At 45.0% G+C, this 16,323-nt stretch carries 20 protein-coding genes; 16 read left to right on the top strand and 4 right to left on the bottom strand.

The features are described 5' to 3' along the window. Window positions 1-19: 19 nt before the first annotated feature. The 4 genes from HP398_RS16960 (at window position 20) to HP398_RS16945 (ending at window position 3,856) form a co-directional block, all read left to right on the top strand. Window positions 20-1,990 (top strand): cbb3-type cytochrome c oxidase subunit I, encoded by a 1,971-nt coding sequence (locus HP398_RS16960; RefSeq protein WP_017247321.1) that lies wholly within the window; start codon window positions 20-22, stop codon window positions 1,988-1,990. A 2-nt stretch (window positions 1,991-1,992) separates the two neighbouring features. After that, window positions 1,993-2,601 carry a cytochrome o ubiquinol oxidase subunit III gene (cyoC, locus tag HP398_RS16955; protein WP_069846385.1) on the top strand — a complete coding sequence of 203 codons (609 nt, stop codon included), beginning with the start codon at window positions 1,993-1,995 and terminating at the stop codon, window positions 2,599-2,601. A 1-nt stretch (window position 2,602) separates the two neighbouring features. Next, the gene (gene cyoD / locus HP398_RS16950; protein ID WP_100169655.1) at window positions 2,603-2,920 is read left to right on the top strand and encodes a cytochrome o ubiquinol oxidase subunit IV; all 318 of its coding nucleotides are present in this window, start codon (window positions 2,603-2,605) and stop codon (window positions 2,918-2,920) included. Window positions 2,921-3,325: 405 nt separating this feature from the next. Further along, window positions 3,326-3,856: a GNAT family N-acetyltransferase gene (locus HP398_RS16945; protein ID WP_173623197.1), complete on the top strand. Its 531-nt coding sequence runs from the start codon at window positions 3,326-3,328 to the stop codon at window positions 3,854-3,856. Between the two features lie 54 nt (window positions 3,857-3,910). On the opposite strand, the gene HP398_RS16940 is transcribed toward HP398_RS16945, so the two are convergent. The 4 genes from HP398_RS16940 to HP398_RS16930 all read right to left on the bottom strand — a co-directional run bounded on the left by HP398_RS16940 (window position 3,911) and on the right by HP398_RS16930 (window position 5,744). Beyond that, a complete protein-coding gene (locus tag HP398_RS16940; RefSeq protein ID WP_173623196.1) occupies window positions 3,911-4,447 on the bottom strand; it encodes a hypothetical protein in 537 nt (178 codons plus the stop codon). Between the two features lie 184 nt (window positions 4,448-4,631). Next, window positions 4,632-5,162 (bottom strand): hypothetical protein, encoded by a 531-nt coding sequence (locus HP398_RS16935; protein ID WP_173623195.1) that lies wholly within the window; start codon window positions 5,160-5,162, stop codon window positions 4,632-4,634. 50 nt (window positions 5,163-5,212) lie between these two features. Continuing rightward, window positions 5,213-5,356, bottom strand: coding sequence for a YpjP family protein (locus HP398_RS30960; RefSeq protein ID WP_254476171.1), 144 nt, complete (start codon window positions 5,354-5,356; stop codon window positions 5,213-5,215). A gap of 7 nt (window positions 5,357-5,363) precedes the next feature. Next, window positions 5,364-5,744, bottom strand: a complete 381-nt coding sequence (locus HP398_RS16930) for a hypothetical protein (protein WP_254476169.1) — start codon at window positions 5,742-5,744, stop codon at window positions 5,364-5,366. Window positions 5,745-5,934: 190 nt separating this feature from the next. On the opposite strand from HP398_RS16930, the gene HP398_RS16925 reads away from it, so the two are divergent. The 12 genes from HP398_RS16925 (at window position 5,935) to HP398_RS16870 (ending at window position 16,273) form a co-directional block, all read left to right on the top strand. Beyond that, the gene (locus tag HP398_RS16925; protein WP_007722324.1) at window positions 5,935-6,504 is read left to right on the top strand and encodes an FAD-dependent oxidoreductase; all 570 of its coding nucleotides are present in this window, start codon (window positions 5,935-5,937) and stop codon (window positions 6,502-6,504) included. A 228-nt stretch (window positions 6,505-6,732) separates the two neighbouring features. After that, the gene (locus HP398_RS16920) at window positions 6,733-8,502 is read left to right on the top strand and encodes a BlaR1 family beta-lactam sensor/signal transducer (protein ID WP_173623194.1); all 1,770 of its coding nucleotides are present in this window, start codon (window positions 6,733-6,735) and stop codon (window positions 8,500-8,502) included. 42 nt (window positions 8,503-8,544) lie between these two features. Beyond that, entirely contained in the window at window positions 8,545-8,943 is a 399-nt protein-coding gene (blaI, locus tag HP398_RS16915) for a penicillinase repressor BlaI (protein WP_017247434.1), read from the top strand. Between the two features lie 240 nt (window positions 8,944-9,183). After that, entirely contained in the window at window positions 9,184-10,098 is a 915-nt protein-coding gene (blaBBI, locus tag HP398_RS16910) for a BBI family class A beta-lactamase (RefSeq protein ID WP_173623193.1), read from the top strand. 27 nt (window positions 10,099-10,125) lie between these two features. Next, entirely contained in the window at window positions 10,126-10,809 is a 684-nt protein-coding gene (locus tag HP398_RS16905; RefSeq protein ID WP_017247432.1) for an FHA domain-containing protein, read from the top strand. Window positions 10,810-10,893: 84 nt separating this feature from the next. Next, complete coding sequence (gene bla, locus HP398_RS16900; protein ID WP_254476167.1) at window positions 10,894-11,688, top strand: subclass B1 metallo-beta-lactamase; 795 nt, start codon at window positions 10,894-10,896, stop codon at window positions 11,686-11,688. Window positions 11,689-11,804: 116 nt separating this feature from the next. After that, entirely contained in the window at window positions 11,805-12,458 is a 654-nt protein-coding gene (locus HP398_RS16895) for a hypothetical protein (protein WP_173623191.1), read from the top strand. A gap of 111 nt (window positions 12,459-12,569) precedes the next feature. Next, a complete protein-coding gene (locus HP398_RS16890) occupies window positions 12,570-14,087 on the top strand; it encodes an MDR family MFS transporter (RefSeq protein ID WP_173623190.1) in 1,518 nt (505 codons plus the stop codon). 12 nt (window positions 14,088-14,099) lie between these two features. Beyond that, window positions 14,100-14,627, top strand: coding sequence for a PadR family transcriptional regulator (locus tag HP398_RS16885; RefSeq protein WP_173623189.1), 528 nt, complete (start codon window positions 14,100-14,102; stop codon window positions 14,625-14,627). Window positions 14,628-14,723: 96 nt separating this feature from the next. Beyond that, the gene (locus HP398_RS16880; RefSeq protein ID WP_017247427.1) at window positions 14,724-15,014 is read left to right on the top strand and encodes a DUF3817 domain-containing protein; all 291 of its coding nucleotides are present in this window, start codon (window positions 14,724-14,726) and stop codon (window positions 15,012-15,014) included. Window positions 15,015-15,110: 96 nt separating this feature from the next. Next, the gene (locus HP398_RS16875) at window positions 15,111-15,308 is read left to right on the top strand and encodes a hypothetical protein (protein WP_238144675.1); all 198 of its coding nucleotides are present in this window, start codon (window positions 15,111-15,113) and stop codon (window positions 15,306-15,308) included. A gap of 38 nt (window positions 15,309-15,346) precedes the next feature. Further along, window positions 15,347-16,273: an ADP-ribosylglycohydrolase family protein gene (locus HP398_RS16870; RefSeq protein ID WP_173623188.1), complete on the top strand. Its 927-nt coding sequence runs from the start codon at window positions 15,347-15,349 to the stop codon at window positions 16,271-16,273. Window positions 16,274-16,323: the final 50 nt, after the last annotated feature.

The raw sequence follows: 16,323 nt of genomic DNA, 5'->3' as shown, positions 1-16,323 counted from the left end.
GAGGGAGGAGGAATACCACGTGTGGGAGAACATTAAGGATTTTGCATCCACGTTCTTTGTAACAGGTGACCCGCTGATTTACGGTGCGGACGTATCGATTGTACTATCTATGGTTGCGATCGTATTCGTTCTGACTAAGTATAAAAAATGGGGTTGGCTATGGCGTGAATGGTTGACGACAGTTGACCATAAGCGTATTGGTATTATGTATTTGATCGCATCGCTTCTGATGCTGTTCCGCGGTGGGGTTGACGCCCTGCTGATGCGTTTGCAACTGGCATTCCCGAACGTAGAGTTCCTGAACTCGGATCACTATAATGCCATCTTTACGACTCACGGTACGATCATGATTTTGTTCATGGCGATGCCGATGATGTTTGCCTTGTTCAACATGGTAGTACCGCTTCAGCTCGGTGCTCGAGATGTAGCGTATCCGTTCTTGAACGCACTCAGCTTCTGGCTGTTTATGCTCGGTGCGATGCTGTTCAACATTTCGTTCGTAATCGGGGGCTCCCCGGACGCTGGTTGGTTGTCTTACCCGCCATTGTCACAAAATGAATTCAGCCCTGGGCCAGGTCAGAACTTCTATATATGGGGGATTCAAATCTCCGGTATCGGTAGTTTGGCGACAGGGATTAACTTTATCGTAACGATTCTCAAAATGCGTGCACCTGGCATGAAGCTTTCCAAAATGCCATTGTTTAGCTGGTCCGTATTGTCCAGCTGCATTATGATTATCTTCGCTTTCCCAATCTTGACTGTAACACTTGCACTGTTGTTCCTTGACCGTTTTGCAGGTGCTCACTTCTTCACGATGGACGGCGGCGGTAATCCGATGATGTACCTCAACCTCATCTGGATGTGGGGTCACCCAGAGGTATATATCGTAGTAGTACCAGCTTTCGGTATCTTCTCTGAAATCGTGGCTACGTTCTCACGCAAAAAGATTTTCGGCTACAAATCAATGGTTTGGGCGATGATGATCATTGCCGTTGTATCGTTCTTTACATGGGCTCACCACTTCTTCACAATGGGTACGAGCGCAAGTGTTATCGCCTTCTTTGCGATATCAACGATGGTTGTTGGTATCCCGACCGGGGTTAAGGTCTTTAACTGGCTGTTTACAATGTACCGTGGTCGGATATCCTTTAAACAACCAATGCTGTGGACCATTGCCTTTATCCCGTGCTTCGTTATTGGTGGAGCGACAGGGGTAATGCTAGCAGTAGCTCCAGCAGACTATCAGTATCACAACAGTTACTTCTTGGTTGCCCACTTCCACCAAGTGTTGATCGGTGGGGTAGTATTCGGTTACTTGGCTGGTATTTACTACTGGTGGCCAAAACTGTTCGGCTTCAAGCTCGACGAGAAGCTGGGCAAATGGGGCTTCTGGTTCTGGAATATTGGTTTCTACGTGTGCTTTATGCCGCAATACGCGCTCGGTTTCATGGGTATGACTCGCCGTTACTACACGTACGGTTGGGACCGCGGCTGGGCAGATATGAACCTCGTATCCACTGTTGGGGCATTCATGATGGGTATCGGTTTCATCTTCCAAGTATGGCAAATCGCTTACAGCATCAAGAATGGTGAGCGCGACACGACAGGCGATCCATGGAATGGTCGTACGCTGGAGTGGTCGATTCCGTCACCTGCACCGTTCTACAACTTTGCTGTTGTACCACAAGTGAAAGAAATGGATGACTGGTGGGCAACAAAAGAAGCAAAAGCAAATGGCACCTATAAAGAACAACCGGCGAAACTTGAGCCGATTCATATGCCGAAGAACTCTGGAATTCCATTTATCATGGCGAACTTCTGGTTCTTGGTAGGTTTTGGTTTCACGTTTGGTTGGGTTTGGATGGCCGTCATTGGATTCATTGGAGTATTCGCATGCATGTGGGCACGCTCCTTCCAATACGACACGGATTATTACGTACCGGTGGAGGAAGTGCGTCGCACTGAGGCTTCACTGGGGAGGGTGGTGTAACGATGGCGCAGCATCATGACCATGGTCACGGCCACGACCACGACCATCATGAAGAGCATGAACAATTAAAGGTTCTTGGTTTTTGGATTTTCGTTGTAACAGACTGCGTGCTGTTCGGTACATTGTTTGCAACATATGCGGTAATGATGAATAGCTTTGCTGGCGGACCAACTGGACAGGAATTGTTCCAGCTGCCAGGTGTTATTGCTTCAACCTTTATCTTGTTGACAAGTAGCTTTACCAGCGGTCTCGCTGTTCTGGCGATGAACAAAGGCAATGTTAAGCAGCTGATTGCTTGGCTGGCTGTAACTGGTCTTTTGGGACTGTCTTTCGTAGTGTTGGAAGTCACTGAGTTTATGCACTTGATGAGCGAAGGCGCAACCATGGCGACTAGCGGCTACTGGTCCGCTTTCTACACACTGGTTGGTACGCACGGATTGCACGTAACGCTTGGTCTGTTCTGGATGACTGCGTTGATTATGCAGCTGAAGCGTCGTGGAATCTCTGCGGTTACTCGCCGCAAAATTACCAACTTTAGCTTGTACTGGCACTTCCTTGACGTTGTGTGGATCTTCCTCTTCACAGTCGTCTACTTGATGGGGGTGATGTAAGGTGGCACAACATCAAAACCATGGCGGACATCATAGTCACGGATCGATGAAAGAGTACGTAATCGGTTTTATCCTGTCGATCGTGCTCACCATTATCCCACTCGTGCTGGTCATGAACTCGATTTTGAGTAAAACGGCGACCATAATCGCGATCTTGGTAATGGCGGTCTTGCAGTTCGTAATTCAGTTGGTCTTCTTCATGCACATCCGCGAAGGAGAAAAACCGCGCTACAACGTGCAGACATTGATTCTTGGACTTGTGATTGTATTTACAATCGTTGCAGGTTCCCTCTGGATCATGTTGTTTAACAAATATTAATCAGTTAAGAGCGTGGCACAAGCGATTCGATGCTTGTGCCGCGTTTTTTTTGTTTTTTTGATAGTAGCGGTAGTGAAGGGAAGAAGCGCATTTCCAGTCTACGCTTCGGCCTACGCCCCGCAAGGGGGATTGACTGTCCGCTTCGGAAAAAATAGCGGGAGCGCTTCAAACGTTGTAGTTTCGATGAAGGATTCCATAAATGAAGCTGAAATTCCCCGCCATTTTTACCGAAGCTGAGTTGGGATCCAGAGGCGCTTGGACTGGAAATGCGCTTCTTCCTACGCGGCATTTAGTCAACCAGTGGAAGTGATTCAAGAAGTAAAAGATTGTTTGGCTAGTAAACCTCTCTTCTTGGAGATATAATAGAAAGAATTTTACGCCAAAATGTGCAAGGGGAGTGAGACGATGGCTGGGCAACTGTATGTAACGAAGCCTTGTGCAGAACTTCAAGCAGAGTATATTTCCTTCTACGAAGAGTGGAAAGAAAGTGGAGAGCCTATCGTACCGTGGGTAGTGGATCGGGAGCCCTATGATTTTCCTGCGTATCTGGAATTTCTGGAGAGTGAAAGCAACGAGGAAAATCTTCAGGATGGCTATGTTCCTCATTCGACGTATTGGCTCGTGAATGAGGAGCGACGCATAGTGGGGGCGGTGAATATTCGACATCGTCTCAACGAGCGTTTACGAAAATACAGCGGGCATATCGGATACGGAATCCGGCCTTCCGAGAGACGCAAAGGATATGCGACGGAAATTTTAGCGCAAGCCCTAAACATCACGAACGAGCTGGGGATAAACGAAGTATTGGTGATTTGTGATTATGATAATGTTGGATCGGAAAAAACGATTCGGAAGAACGGGGGCGTCTTTGAGTCGGAATGTACAGACGAGGATGGATTGGTCATTCGCCGCTTCTGGATTACACGACCTTCGTAAAAGGAGAGGGCTATCTCATTGTCCGTTTACAAGACGTTTGAGATAGCCCTTTCCCTATTTATTATCTACCTCATATGCAATCAACTTGCGAACCCATTGCTCCATCTCATCAAGAATATAGTCGGGGGGTGGAGTTTTGCCGTCCTTTTTTGGTAGGACGAGCCATTGTAATGGTTTGGGGACATGGCAGATTTTCTCAAGCAGTTGTATCCCCTGATCGTCACTGATGATATCTCGTAAAAAGATGAACATTCTCTTGTCTAACGTATGGATTAGTTTCCCTTCATATTCTGTTTCAGAGATAGTAACACTAGGATGGCCGTGCCTCTCAATGCCCCCTAATACTTCAACCCACACAAAATCGTACAACTGGGAAAGCTCAGCTTCAAGGAGGTCGGGATCTTTAATAGGGACTGGATAAGTGGAAGAGAAGGAACGATCTAAGAAAATCTCTGGGTCCATTTCCATAAAGTCTAATACTACCTTACAAGATGCATCTTGTTTGTTTTCATGGGTGTATAAAATATCCCGGACTTTGTTGCAATCAATTTTTTTGCCAATCACAAAGCCGATTCGCAGTTCGATTATCATTCACTCCTTATTGAAGAAGAGAAAATCGAAGTACCTCAATTATCTATCCATTAATCTTCTCCCCAATGTTCTAGAAATTGATTTTTTCTTGTAATTTTAATCTGGATTTACGCGAGATTGTGAAAGAAGAGGGCTATCTCAACGTTAGTTTGCATGACGTTTGAGATAGCCCTTTCCCTATTTATTAATCTACCTCATATGCAATCAACTTGCGCACCCATTTCTCCATCTCGTCAAGAATATAGTCTGGGGGTGGGGTTTTGCCGTCCTTTTTTGGTAGGACGAGCCATTGTAATGGTTTGGGGACATGGCAGATCTTCCTAAGTAGTTCTCTTCCGTGATTGTCAATAATGATATCACGTAAAAAGATTAGCACTCTATTGTCTATCGCATGGATGAGCTTACCTTCATATTCTATATCAGAGATAGTAACGGAAGGATGCCCATGTCTCTCAATACCGCCTAGTACTTCAACCCATACAAAATCATATGACTGGGAGAGTTCAGCTTCCAGGAGATCGGGATCTTTAACGAGTACCTGTTCTGTGGAAGAAAAGGGACGACTTAAAAAAATATCTGGGTCCATCTCCATATAGTCTAATACGACCTTACAAGATGCAGCTTGTTTGTTTTCATAGGTGTATAAAATCTCTTCAATTTTTTCGATATTTAATTTTTTTCCAATCACGAAGCCTATTTGCAGATCGATTGTCACTCACTCCTTCATGAAGAAGAGAAAATCGTGTTAACACGATTTCCTGTCCATTAATCCTCTCCCCAATGTTCTGGGAATTGATTACTTTTCGTAATTTTAGTTTGGCCATGATGCCACTCGAAATTATCATCCTTTTTATGCCAATGGAAGTCAATGCTTCTACCTTTGTCCACTCTTTTCATATGAAATCTCAATAAGTGTTTATTTGTCCTCTTGTGAATAATATTGAAAACCTTTTCTCCTTGCGTGATTAGCGGAAAAATACTCCTCCAAATCTCTTTTCACATCATCTTCAAGTGAAGTATTTTCTAAAAATGCTTCTTGAAGATTCCTATCGGATTTCATACCTTTTAGAACAAGGTCCAGGTTGTCGAAAGTATCGGTAAGTGATTTTTCAAGATCATCTTTGTCTACTGACATGACTTCACTTGAAAATTCGTATTGAAGCATTTCATTCACGGATGATTTGGATAATACATCAGTCTCTGCAGCAAAACTAGATGTCAGAACAGTGCTGAATAGCATCATGGAGGCAAGAGAGGTTAAAAACAACTTTTTTCCTTTTTTAATAAAATCGATCATTTTAATCCTCTTATTTCAAATATTTACCAATTAATAAGATAATATAAGTTTATGGTTATATCAATTGTTTTTTTAATAATTTGTTCGAAGCTAAAAATCACTGGATAAACTAGTTAAAAGATATTGCTACCTTTATCATACTTAGTATATAATTATGTTGTGAAAGTTATTTTGGAAGGGAGAGATTTCTTTGTTTGATATCGTAATTATTGGAGCAGGCCCGGCAGGAGGAAGTGCAGCGTTGTTTGCTGCAAAAGCAGGTAAGAAGACGTTACTGATTGATAATGACAAAAGCATGACCAAGCGCGCGTGGATGGAAAATCACTACGGCATCATGGAAATCTCAGGCCCAGACCTCATTGAGATCGGTAAAAAGCAAGCAGCGAAATTCGGTGCGGAGCTGGTAGCCGACCAAGTAAGCAACATTACCAAAACAGAGCAAGGCTTACTCGTAGAGACAGCGGAAAAAGGCAGCTTCGAGGCTAAGCATGTGATTCTTGCAACGGGAGCACTCGTGACTTTGGCAGAAGCGATTGGGGTAAAAACCAAAGAAGGTACAGAGCCACGGATTAAAACCGTTGTCGATGTCGATGCACAAGGGAAGACGAACATCGAAGGAATATGGGCAGCAGGTACGTGCGCGGGAGTAAGCGTACATACGATTATTACATCTGGTGATGGCGCCAAGGTTGCAATCAATGTCATCAGCGAACTGAATGGCGAGCGTTATGTCGATCACGATGTTTTGAAAACAAACTAAAGCAGGTTCGAAACACCTTCTTACCATTTGGAAGAAGGTGTTTTCTTTTTTCTTCCAATCGACGATAGCTTGTATCGTGATCTCGTTTTTGACATAATGAAGCTAATTGTGCTAATTGACGTGAAGAATCCTGTCAGGTTGAAGAGCGTTCCTGTTGCTCTGGAAAATTGATACGGATTCTATTTTTATCTAGATTGCCCTATGTAAGAAGGGAGGGAGACAGGTAGCATGTTCGTCAATCATGTGGTGATTAGCTTGATCGTTTCTTCCTGTACGATCGCACTTATTTTCTTGATTCGAAAAGTATTTCGCTCACAGATGTCGGCTAGATGGCAGTACAATTTGTGGTTTCTCTTGCTGGTCGCTTTGACGCCAGTTTTTATTCCGAATTACTTTTTTGATTTTGGAAATGTTTTTGTTTCAGGGATGAATCAGCGCAATGAAGCTGGCAGCTCGATGCTCGCTGCGAAAGCTCCTGTGTTTGAAAATGCGAATTGGGTACAGGATTTAACGTTGTCCGTAAATCGCTATACACCCGACTCCTTTCCTACGATTCTCGTCGGCATATGGGTAGTCGGCATGATCATTTGTGCTGCTATCACGTTATCAGCCTGGTTAAAAATCCAGCAGATCAAGCGGACAGCATCTGTGATCACCAATCAAGAAATCATCGAGTTGTTTGAACAATGCAAGAAGGATGTAAAAATAACGCAGAACATCGTGTTAGCAGAATCCAAGCACGTCAAATCTCCGATGACGTTTGGCGTTTTTACGACGTATGTTGTTCTTCCCAGTCATTTTGATGAATGGCTGTCGATCAATGAAATGAAGTATATCTTTTTGCATGAGCTCATGCACAAAAAAAACAATGATATCGTCATGAACTACGTGACTGTCGTGTATCAGCTTTTGTATTGGTTCCATCCATTGGTCTGGCTGGCTTTTCGGGAAATGAGAGTAGACCGTGAAATTGCTTGTGATGTAGCTGTATTGAACTTTTTAGACAAGCGAAATTATCCGGAATATGGTCATACCATCATTAAGTTTTTGGATAAAGAAAGTCGAGCCGGAAATGTCGTTTTGGCCAATCAGTTAAACGGTTCCAAGAAAGCAGTGAAAAAACGAATCGAGAAAATTGCATCCCATAATGCCGAATCAATGCTGTTACAGTTGAAAAGTACAGTCATTTTTTCCATGATGGTCATCTTGGTTGCCAGTCAGGTTCTTGTTGGTTCCGCTTTAGCTGACGATCGCAGCCGCTATCATTTTCAAGATGATCGAACCATTTACGAGAATTTAGACAACTATTTCCGTGGCTTCGAAGGCAGTTTTGTCTTATATGATTTGAAAGCAGATCAGTATCGGATCTACAACGAGGCAAGAAGTACACAACGAGTTTCACCGAACTCCACCTACAAGATTTTTCTCTCCTTGTTTGGTTTGGAGGCCAATGTGATTTCGAGCGAAGATACTCTGTTAAAATGGGATGGAATTCACTATCCATTTGAGCAGTGGAACCGGGATCAAGATTTATTTACAGCGATGCGAAACTCCACGAACTGGTATTTTAAAGAGATGGATAAGAGCATCTCTCCGGATACGTTGCAAGCTTTTCTGGAGCAATTGAACTACGGGAATTACAATACATCTGGTGGAATCGGCGAATATTGGATAGAATCTTCCTTGAAGATTTCTCCGGTGGAGCAGGTACAATTATTAAGAGCGTTCTATGAGAACCAGTTTGGTTTTCAAGAAAACAATATCCAGACGGTGAAAGATTCCATCCGGTTATCGGAAAAGGCGGGTTCGATTCTTTCCGGGAAAACAGGTACAGGCAGCGTCAATCAAAAAAATGTGAACGGTTGGTTTGTTGGATATGTAGAGAACGAGGAAGGCACCTACTTCTTTGCTACAAATATACAAAGCGAAGATGACGCGAATGGATCTGCAGCAGCAGAAATCACCTTGTCTATTTTGAAAGCGAAAGGTCTTTTCTAGCCTTTGTTGTTTCAGTCATGAATATCGAAAGGGGGAGACTTCATGTCTACATCCATGCCAAGTATTTCAGAAGCGGAATGGCGAGTGATGAATGTGCTATGGGAAAGGTCACCGCTGACAGCCAACGAAATTATTTCCTCCTTGGAAGGTCAAACGGATTGGAACCCAAAAACAGTACGTACTCTTTTGAATCGTTTGGTTCAAAAAAATGCCGTTGGAGTCAATCAAAACCAAAGAGTCTATACGTTTTATCCGTTGTACTCACAAAATGAATGCCAGCACGCCGAGGCACAGTCCTTTCTGGAGCGGATTTACAGCGGAGCTCTAAAATCGATGTTAGTTCAGTTCATCCAGAAGGAATCCTTATCGGACGAGGAGATTCAGGAGCTGCGTTCCATATTGGATGCGAAACAAACATCGACTGATCCTCCTAAAAAATAAAGCACGCCCTTTCAAGCTGACTTGGAGAAACCATTTACGGTTATCCAGTTGTCTTGAAAGGGCGTCTTTTTTATTTTTTAGAAAGAATGGATGTAGCTCTGTTCCTTAGCAAGAAAAAGGAGATTGACACTAGTGGATTACGCGTGTAATATAATCGTGAAATCAGTTGATTACAAACGTAATACGGTATTACGAGAGTAATCTATCGTTGTTATCTTCCTAGAAAGAGGTACGTCATCCATGAAAGTTCACCAATCTAAACGGATCGGATTCACAGTGAAAACGATTATTCTCACACTTCTTACGCTCACTGGTTGCTCTTCTCCAGAAGCACCTGTCGTTAAAACGGAAACGCCAGCATCTGCCATGGATCAAAAGTTCGCTGCGCTGGAAAACAAGTTTGATGTAAGACTCGGCGTATATGCGATCGACACCGAAACCGATGTGGTAGTTGCTTATCGCGAAGATGAACGATTCGCTTTTGCCTCTACGTACAAGGCTTTAGCCGCAGCTGCAGTCTTGCATCAGAAACCGTTGGAAGAGCTCGACAAAGTCATCACCTACACGAAGGACGATCTCGTTACTTATTCACCCATCACAGAAAAACACGTAGCGACCGGGATGACTCTTCGTGAAGTTGCAGACGCCGCGGTTCGCTATAGTGACAACACGGCGGGAAATCTGTTGTTCAAAGAATTGGGTGGACCGAAAGGCTTTGAATCAGCCCTTAGACAGATTGGCGATAGTGTAACGACGTCTGAGCGCTATGAGACAGAATTGAATGAGGCTAAACCAGAAGATATTCGCGATACAAGCACACCGAAAGCACTTGCAACGAACCTGAGAGCCTATACGGTAGGGGATGTGCTGTCGTCGGACAAGCAGACGATTCTTATCGAGTGGCTGAAAGGCAACACAACGGGAGACAAGCTGATTCGGGCGGGCGTCCCTAAAGACTGGAAGGTCGGAGATAAGACGGGAGCCGCAAGCTACGGAACACGAAACGATATCGGTATCATATGGCCACCGAATAAAAAGCCCATTGTCATTGCAGTGCTGTCTAGCAGAGATAAGCAGGACGCCACTTATGATGATGCGCTCATTGCTGAAGCTACCAAGGTTGCTGTTGAAGCACTGACGGCTGTAAAACCGTAATAGATCAACAAGTGAGGTGATCACCAGATGATAGACAACGGTGCATACTTACTCGTAAAAAAAGGGGATCCCAACCTATTTACCACACGCAAATATCTCACCAAGGATCGCTGTACAATCGGGCGGAGGGGAACTGGTTTTCAACTGGACATTACATTTTCCAGTCCGTACATTTCGAGAATGCATGCAGCCTTTCAAAGGATCGGGAATGATTACAAGATTATCGATCTGGAAAGCAAGCATGGCACAGAGGTAAACGGGACGCCCCTTCATTATTCCTCTCACATTCTGCGCCACGGGGATCAAATAAGCTTGTCAAAAGGGGTAGCAGAGCTCGTCTTTTTACGAGAGGCCAATAGACTGGATGATACAGTGGAGCTCCCTTTCACGCAGTCAAAGAACACGTCGCTTTTGCCAGGATTGGAGTTTCATTTGGAGAGAAGAGAAGTTCGTCTCGATGGGACTAGACTGCATTTGACCGGAAAAGATATGGATTTGCTGAAGCTTCTCTACCAAAAGGCGAACAGCGCCGTTAGTTTTGAAGAAATCATGCTGACAGTATGGCCAGAGCGAATGCTGCATGAGGGCAATGTCCCGGATGTCGGACGAGTGGAAGTCAATGCGCTCGTCTATCGATTAAGGAAAAAGCTTCGGCGCTACGGGCAGCAAATCACGACGATTCCGCGATATGGATATCGCTTAGATGTTTGAAACAGGGAAAAGCAAAATCCATGCTTGAAAGGTGAGATTCATTTGAAGATTCATAAAGGATGGATAGGGAAAGCTGTATGTAGTATGTTCCTGACAGTCGCCGTTGCTCTGACATCTTTTTCTCATCAAACGATTGCCCAATCTGTAACAGCATCTCCCACTCAGATTACCAATCCAGAGAAGAGCATTGTATTAACAAAATTGAATGACAAAGTATGGTTACATACAACCTATAATGAATGGAATGGCACAACCTATGACCACAATGGGTTAATCGTTTCTACGTCCAAAGGGATCGTCCTGATTGATACAGCATGGGGGGACACCCAAAAAACGGAAGAGCTATTACAGTTGATTAAGAAGCATTGGAAGAAAGACGTTGTGTTGGCGCTGATTACACATGCACATGATGACAGCATTTCAGGTATCCGTGCGTTACTCCATCAAAAAATAGATGTACGCAGTACACGTTTGACGGCAAAATTAGCGAAAGAATATGGATATCCTTCGCCCAATCCGACACTCGATGAAAAGCCCGTAATAAAGGTAGGCGACACGATCTTAGAAGCCTATTATCCTGGGGAAGGGCATTCGAGTGATAGCATTACCGTTTGGCTTCCCCAATCCAAAATATTATTTGGTGGATGCTTCGTCAAAGCATTAGATGCCAAGGATCTCGGAAATCTTTCAGATGCCAATGTAGAACAATGGGATGACTCCGTTCAGAAGGTAATCGAAAAATATCCACAGGTCGAAACCGTTGTACCTGGACATGGAAACACGGGAGGCAAAAAATTGCTTGATCACACCATTGAGCTAATCAAACAACATTCCCAGAAGCAAGCAGCTAAAACAAACTCCTTCTCAAGACCAACATGAGAAGGAGTTTATTTATGTAAGGTGTTTTCTTTTTTCTTCCAATCGTCTAAACTTTTGATATAGGCCAGAAGTCATTGCTCTATTACCACAATGATTCAGTCATAGGAGTCCTCATTATGAAAAAAATCGTAGGTATTGCCTTGATGATCGCTTTACTAGGCTTCAACGCCTATTTGTGGCCGACCCTGATTCACGCCGTAAAAACAGATGGACGAACCGATGTGAAAACAGCATCTGTCTCGCAAAAAGCAGGTACGGCAAAGCCCGCTATGGATTTGGCGAATCAAGGTCCGCGCGCCGAAAACGTTTCTGCCTATCCGGTTGAAAAGCCTGTGGCTGTGTCAGCACCTGTACCAGCACCAGCGCAGAAACAAAGCGAAGGAAAGCCAAAAACAAAAGCGGTAGCAGCTGCTAAAACGAACACACCGAAGAAGAAAACACAAAAGACGAAAACCGCAACAAAACCAGTCAAAAAACAGACGGCACGTCCTCCGGTACATAAGGTGCCAACGTATCCGGCCTGGGATGATAACGGCCTCTATGTCGTAGACGATGGAGGACCAGGAAGCAATTGGGTGAGGCTGTCGGATGGTTCTTTGTTGCGTAAGAGCGACGGGACACGGACATTTAACCTGCCCTATGATAAGAATCCATTCACTGGAGAGATTAAGCCGACAGTGGAACCGATGTCAGAAGCGGCGTATAAAATGTGGAAGGGCAATCAAGCCCAGCAGCCATCGCCATTCAGCCCGTCACCGTTCGGGCGATAATGAGTCGCGAAAAATTGCTCCGAGAAAAGGAGCAGTTTTTTTCGATAAGTAGTCAAATTTGAATATAATAATGTATAGTACTTTGATTTGACCACTCAGGAGGGTGAAGCAATGATTGCAAGAGAAAGTAAAGTGAATAGGGTGTTGGCGGGGCTTCTGCTTGGTCTCCTGATGGCTTCCATGGACAATACGATTGTCGCGACGGCGATGGCTACGATTGTCGGTGAGATGGGCGGCATGGATAAGTTTGTTTGGGTGACATCAGCGTACATGGTCGCTACGATGGCGGGAATGCCGATTTTCGGTAAACTCTCCGATATGTATGGGCGAAAACGTTTTTACGTATTTGGTCTCATTGTATTTTTGTTAGGGTCCATTTTATGCGGGACGGCAAACAGCATCGTTGAGTTGAGCATTTATCGGGCGATTCAAGGGATTGGCGGCGGAGCGCTGATGCCTATTGCCTTCACGATTATTTTTGACGTATTCCCGCCGGAGAAGCGTGGAAAGATGACGGGACTTTTCGGAGCTGTATTCGGTACGTCCAGCGTATTTGGACCTTTGCTGGGGGCGTATATTACCGAATATGTCAGCTGGCATTGGATCTTTTACATCAATGTACCGATTGGTGCTGTGTCCCTCTGGTTGATCTCCATGTATTACAAGGAGTCACTGGAATATCGCAAGCAGAGCATTGACTGGTGGGGAGCGATTACGCTGGTCGGAGCTGTAGTGAGTCTGATGTTTGCACTGGAGCTGGGCGGCAATCAATACGCGTGGGATTCGATGCAGATTATTGGATTGTTCTCTTCCTTTTTCTTGTTGTTTGTGATTTTTCTATTTGTCGAGAAGCGGGCGTCTGATCCGATTATTTCGTTCTCCATGTTCAAGAAGCGGTTATTTGCCACGACAAATGCGATTGCACTGTTGTATGGAGCTGCTTTCATTATCGCTACGGTGTACCTGCCGATTTTTATCCAAGGGGTATATGGCGGGTCAGCGACGAATGCCGGATTGCTATTGACACCGATGATGCTCGGTTCGGTTGCTGGAAGCCAGCTAGGCGGATTTTTGACGACGAAGACCAGCTTCCGCAATATTATGCTTCTGTCCGCAGTCTTTTTCATACCAGGTATTTTCCTTTTGAGTACACTGACGCCTGATATTCCTCGTTCAATCGTTACGCTTTATATGGTGATTGCAGGGTTTGGTGTGGGCTTTTCTTTCTCCACCTTGGGAATTTCAGCGATTCATGGCTTTGATATGCGTCAAAGAGGATCGGCCAGTTCGACGAACTCTTTTTCCCGTTCATTGGGGATGACATTGGGGATCACGGTGTTTGGTATCTTGCAACGCAACTCGTTTGAAAACGGCATGTTCTCTGCCTTCGGGGGACAAGAGATGACGAATGCCATTACGGATCCGCGAGCGATTTTGACACCAGAAGCGCGCGAATCCATTCCGGGTCCTGTTTTGGATCAAATGATCGATATTCTCGCGTCATCGATTGCGAATACGTTTACGTGGGCGCTCGTTCCTGCTGTTCTTGCTCTCGTGTGCATTTTGCTAATGGGAAATGATCGGGCGCTGGCGAAATCGCCTTCCGCACCGAAACCGGAACGCGGGTAGAGGAGAATCGTCATGAGTCTAAAATTGCTTGTTCTGGGATTGCTGATGGAAGGGGAGAAGCATCCCTACGAGGTTCAGCAGCAGGTGAAGGCTAGGGGAATGGATTGTTACATGAAATACGCCAAAGGCTCCCTCTACTATGCCTTCGACCAACTGGAAAAGAGCGGGATGATCGAGGTCAAAGAAATCATTCGTGAGACTAACCGCCCAGATAAGACGATGTATGGGATCACGGAAAAAGGCGAAGAGCAATTTCAACAGCTTCTCTTGGAAGAATTGCAAAAACCGATGCAGCTGACCCATCCGATCTACGCGGCTCTTACTTTTGCTTCGTACGGTGATCCACAGAAAATGGATGAGGCCTTGGAAGTGAACATCCAGGAGGTAAGACGGTTAGCTGGATTATTGGAATCGATCCAGGAGGAAAAAAGAGAGAGGCTTAGCTGGGGAGCACGAACGATTCTGATCGGTGCCATTGAGCATTTGCACGCAGAGATGCGCTGGATGGAACGTATCCGGGAAGAAGCTTGGGGCCGTTGATTTTGAATATATTATGAACATTGGACTATTTTCATCATTATGATAGTTTTTCGTTTATAATAGTGGTAATTTCAATGGCAAGGATGGTACCCGCACATGATGAAATCTGCCCTCGGACGTTTCCGTCTCATCGGCCTGATCGAAGGTATCTCGTATTTGGTACTTCTCGGAATTGCTATGCCGCTTAAGTATTTTTGGGATTATCCAGCCGCAGTAAAAATTGCCGGCTCGCTTCATGGATTGTTTTTTGTCCTGTATATTTTGGCGTTGGCACATGTTACAATGACCAATAAGTGGTCCTTTTTGAAAGTGATCGGGGCATTTATTGCTTCATTACTGCCATTCGGCAACTTTGTTCTGGATGCACGCCTGAAAAAAGAGCAGTAAGTATACAAATTACACATTATGTAAGGCATTAGAAGGCGGGTCATTGTACCCGTCTTTCGTACATATTCAAAAGAGAAAAAAATGGAGGGGATCTGTGTGGAGACCAGAATTTTAGCAGGAATTCTTTTGTGGGACGAAGAGGAACAGTACGTTCTTGAAACCGTGATGGAGGACCGTTTCAAGCTGGTTCTGCCGCAGATTATCACGCTTGCAAGCACAGAAGAAAAGGTAGCGACGGATGAATTGAACGAACAATACTTCGGTCAAAATGTCATTGCCAGATGCTTTGTTTGATATGAACAGATAATTCAGAAAAAAAGGTGTGGATAGGTGTGGAACTGCGTGACCGCTATGCTGGAAGTTTGCTAGGGTTGGCCGTTGGAGATGCACTCGGCACAACTTTAGAATTTCGTAAACCGGGTACCTTCGAGCCGCTTACAGAAATGATCGGGGGAGGACCATTCGATTTAAGGCCAGGAGAATGGACGGATGATACGTCGATGGCCCTGTGCCTGGCTGAGAGCTTGATTACGAAAAATGGCTTCGATCCGGTTGATCAGATGAACCGATACGTAGCTTGGTTTCGAGAGGGTTATATGAGCTGCAAGGATCATTGCTTCGATATCGGGAATATCACCAAAGAAGCACTGTGGCGTTTTGAGCAGACGAAAAATCCATACAGCGGATCGGATCACCCGATGTCGGCAGGGAATGGCTCCATTATGAGGCTAGCACCAGTCGCACTCTATTATGCCAAACAGCCGGAGCTCGCCATCGATTACTGCGCGCAAAGTTCTCGAACTACACACGCAACGGCAAAGGCAGTAGACGGCTGTCGTTTTTTCGGGGCATTGCTCCTGGGGGCTCTACAGGGTATTTCCAAAGAGGAGTTGCTTGCTGATTCGTTCTCTCCTGTAGGCGATCTATGGGAAAAGCAACCGCTTGATCCTGATATCGCCCGTGTCGCGAATGGCTCCTACAAAGAGAAAACTAGAAAAGAGATCAAAGGATCTGGATATGTCGTCGATTCGCTTGAAGCGGCGCTTTGGGCATTTCATTCCAGTCGTTCTTTTGAAGAAGGCCTTTTCCTAGCGGTAAACCTCGGTGATGATGCAGATACGACAGGAGCTGTCTACGGTCAAGTGGCAGGTGCTTATTACGGAGTAGAAGGCTTGCCTCAACGGATGCTTGCGCTGTTGGCCAAGCGGGAGTTGATGGAGGAGTTCGCGCGGAAATTGTACGAGCACGCTAACCACTAACCGACAAAATGGAAAATAGGTGAAAAACGATAAGCACTACCAATCAGGCA

The organism is Brevibacillus sp. HB1.4B (genome assembly GCF_013284285.1).
GTDB classification, from domain to species: domain Bacteria; phylum Bacillota; class Bacilli; order Brevibacillales; family Brevibacillaceae; genus Brevibacillus; species Brevibacillus porteri.
This window is presented reverse-complemented; position numbering and strand designations above follow the sequence as displayed.